Consider the following 3,545-nt stretch of genomic DNA (forward strand, 5'->3'; position numbering starts at 1 on the left):
CAACGGTGACGGCGAGCTCCCCGGCGGCGGCCTGGGCCAGGCGTACGTCGCGGTAGGCGCCGGCCTCGACGGCCAGCGCGGGCGTCTGCGCGCACGCGGCAGCGACCCACCCGTGCAACCACTCCCCCGTCAGGTCCGCGCGGGCCGCATCGAGCGTCCAGGGGCTCGGCGCGACGATGACCTCGGCGCCCGTCACGCGGAGCTGCTCGACGGCGGCCGCGACGGCGTCCGGGCCGAGCAGGCGCCCGGCCGTCGTCGTGCGGCGTTGATGGGCGTTGAACGCGGCGCCGATCCGGGCGTCCAAGGGATCGGCCGGGGTCAGGACGACGCGCCCCACGACCGTGAGCGCGAGCAGCAGAGGACACCGCTCGATCCCGGTCCAGACATCCAGGACCCCACGCAGCTCGTTCGTGCTCAGGATGTCGAGCAGCGCGGAGGCGACGATCACATCGGCGCCGGCCAGGTCGTCCGGCGTCAGCCGCGTGATGTCCGACATCCGCGCCTCGACGGTGACCGCGGCGCCATCGGCCGCCGGGCCCGGCGCAGCGGCGACGGCGAGGTCCAGGAGGTCCGCGTCGCGATCGTGCACGACCCAATGCTGCGGCCCCGACAGCCGAGGCGCGAGCCAGCGGCCCATCGCTCCGCTGCCGCCGCCGAGGTCGTGGATGACGAGGCGATCGGTCCCGGAGAGGTGGCCCGCGAGGCGCTCGGCGAGCCGGGCCGAGCGCGCCGCGGCGTCGGCGGGCTCGCGCAGCACGAGCCACCGCGGGCTGACCCGGACCCCCGTCGCGCTCATCGCGCCGCTCCCGCGAGGACGCCGGCGACGACCGCCGTCGTGGCCGGCCACCGGCACAGCGACGCGCGCCGCTGGCGGGCGGCCCTCCGCAGGCGCCCGCGGAGCTCGGCGTCGACCAGCCAGGCCCGCAGGCCGGCACCGAGGGCGGCGGAATCGCCGGGCGCGACGAGCAGTCCTGGGCGGGTGCCGTCCGCCCCGTGCCCGAGGGCCTCCGGCACGCCGCCGACCTCCGTGGCGAGCACCGGCAGGCCGCGAGCCAGGGCCTCGGTGACCACCATGCCGTACGTCTCGGCGTGCGAGGCGAGCACGAGCAGGTCCGCCGCGGCGTACGCGCCGTCGAGCGGCGCGCCGGTGCACGGTCCCGGGAAACGCACCCGATCACCCAGCCCGCCCGCCCGCGCGCGGCGGCGCACACCGTCGGCGAACGGCGCGTCACGGAGCAGGCTGCCCACGCACGCGCAGCGCCAGGGCAGGTCCATCGCCGTCGCCAGCCCGCCGAGCAGCACGTCGTGGCCCTTGTCGGGCGTCACCGCCGCCACGCACAGCAGCGCGCCCCCGGCAGCGCTCCCGGGCGCGAGATCGGCCTCGTCGACGCCGGGCTCGGCCACATGCACCCGGTCGGCCGGCAGCGCATACAGCTCCCCCAGCCGGCGCCGGGTCCAGGCGCTCGTCGCGACGACGGCGACCGCCGCCGCCAGGACGTCGCGCTCGCGGGCCCGGACCGCGCCGGCCTCGGCGTCCGGCGGGCGGTGGCCCAGCGGCATGTGGACGAGGACGACCTGCCGCACCCGGCACGCGTGGGGAACGAGCACCTCGGGAGCGGCGCAGGCGATCAGCCCGTCGAGCAGCACCACGGCGCCGTCCGGGATCCGCTCGACAGCGCGCGCCAGCGCGGTATGCCCCGACGCGTCGGGCCGCGGCCAGGCGCCGGCCACCGGGCGCTCGTACACCACCGAGCCGAGCGCGGCGAGCCCGGCGCACACCCGGCGGTCGTAGGTGTTGCCACCGCTCGGCCGCTCCGGGTCGTCGATGCCCTCCGGGACGATGACGTGGACCTCGGTCACAGCGATCGCTCGTAGCTCGCCCACGCGACGTGGGACTCGTGCAGCGTCACGGTCAGACCGTCGAGCTGCCGCCCGCCGTCGCCGAGGCCGCCGGTCCGCGCGCAGTCGGCGAGCCGATCGGCGACGGTCCGGGCGAGCACCTCGGTCGTGGTGTTCACCCCGGCGAAGCCCGCCTCGTCGTCGAGGTTGCGGTAGGTGAGCTCGGACACCACGACCCTCAGCGCCTCGGCCGCGCGGCCGATGTCCACGACGATCCCGTCGTCGTCGAGGGTGGCGCGCCGGAACGTGGCATCGACGACGTAGGTGGCGCCGTGCAGGCTCTGCGCCGGCCCGAACACCTCTCCGCGCAGGCTGTGGGCGATCATCATGTGGTCACGGATCGTCACGGTGAACACGCGCTACCTCCCTCGTAGGTGATGGTATGGCAGAGCGCCGGCAGGGTCCCGAAGGCCAGGCGCTCCATGACGTCGGGCAGCTGGTCGAAGCGCGACTGGCCGGTGACGAGCACGTCGAAGGCCGGGTCGCGCAGGAGGTCGAGCGCGAGGGCCAGCCGGTCGCGCGCCGAGCGGCGCGCGCTGCGGGCCGGAGAGACCGTCCCGACCTGGCTGGCGCGGATGCCCAGGCGGCCCACATGGAACGCGCCGCCCAGCGAGAGCCGCACCTCGGCGTCGCCGTACCAACTGAGGTCCAGCACGGTGCCCTCGGGGGCGAGCAGGTCGAGCGCGCACTGCAGCCCCGGCGACGTCGCGCTCGTATGCACGACGAGGTCGCACCCGCCGGCGGCGTCTTCTGGCCGCGCGAAGCCGGCGCCGAGCGCGGCCGCGACCTCGGCCCGGGAGCCGTCGACGTCGACGAGCGTGACCTCGACCGAGGGGAACCGCGCCAGCAGGCGAGCGACGCAGCACCCGACCATCCCGGCGCCGACGACGGCGACGCGGTCTCCCAGCAGCGGAGGTGCATCCCACAGGGCGTTGACGGCGGTCTCGACCGTGCCGGCGAGCACGGCGCGCGCGGGCGGCACGTCGTCGGGCACGACGGTCACCGCGCCGGCGGGCACCACGTACGCCGTCTGGTGCGGGTACAGGCAGAAGACCGTGCGGCCCCGCAGCTCCGGCGGTCCCTGCTCGACCACACCGACGTTGAGGTAGCCGTACTTCACGGGCCCAGGGAAGTCGCCCTCCTGAAACGGCGCGCGCATCGCGGCGTACTGGCTCGGCGGCACGCCGCCGCGGAACACCAGCGTCTCGGTGCCACGACTCACGCCGGAGCGCAACGTCCGGACGACGACATCGCCGTCCCGTGGCACGGGCAGCGCGACCGGCCGGATCTCTCCGCGCCCGGGCGCGCGCAGCCAGAACGCATGGGCGTCATCGAGCACGTCCTGTAGGACACCACCCTGGGGCGATCGTTCCCGGGGTCGAGTCTGTTCGGCGACCTACCTCGCTTCGCGTTCCGAAGGCCAGCGCTACGAAGACGTGGTCTTCAACTACGACGTGTTCAAAGCCAACGTCGACCCCGCCGACGTCGCGGCGGTCGAGAACGAGACGCTCTTCTTGAGGGCACGCCCGCCCACGCAGAGTTGACCCGAGTGCGCGTTGAGGGGCCCGACCGATGCCGGCAGCGTTGCCGCATGACGGCGGCTTCGCCGTCCGTGCATGGGCTCGACCGCCTCTACGAGAAGCCCT

Annotated in this window: 4 protein-coding genes; all 4 read right to left on the minus strand. The window is 75.4% G+C overall.

Going from position 1 to position 3,545, the window contains the following annotated elements; genetic code table 11:
• Window positions 1-796 (minus strand): hypothetical protein (locus tag VK501_RS08920; RefSeq protein ID WP_324336770.1); only part of this gene is annotated, 796 nt, incomplete at its 3' end.
• The gene (locus tag VK501_RS08925) at window positions 793-1,860 is read right to left on the minus strand and encodes a glycosyltransferase family 4 protein (protein WP_324336773.1); all 1,068 of its coding nucleotides are present in this window, start codon (window positions 1,858-1,860) and stop codon (window positions 793-795) included. The genes VK501_RS08920 and VK501_RS08925, both read right to left, overlap by 4 nt.
• Complete coding sequence (locus VK501_RS08930; protein ID WP_324336775.1) at window positions 1,857-2,255, minus strand: 6-carboxytetrahydropterin synthase; 399 nt, start codon at window positions 2,253-2,255, stop codon at window positions 1,857-1,859. The genes VK501_RS08925 and VK501_RS08930 overlap by 4 nt, the downstream gene beginning before the upstream one ends.
• Window positions 2,243-3,238 carry a zinc-binding alcohol dehydrogenase gene (locus VK501_RS08935; RefSeq protein ID WP_324336777.1) on the minus strand — a complete coding sequence of 332 codons (996 nt, stop codon included), beginning with the start codon at window positions 3,236-3,238 and terminating at the stop codon, window positions 2,243-2,245. The genes VK501_RS08930 and VK501_RS08935 overlap by 13 nt, the downstream gene beginning before the upstream one ends.
• Between the last annotated feature and the right edge of the window lie 307 nt (window positions 3,239-3,545).

Source organism: Baekduia sp. (genome assembly GCF_035318805.1).
Classification (GTDB): domain Bacteria; phylum Actinomycetota; class Thermoleophilia; order Solirubrobacterales; family Solirubrobacteraceae; genus Baekduia.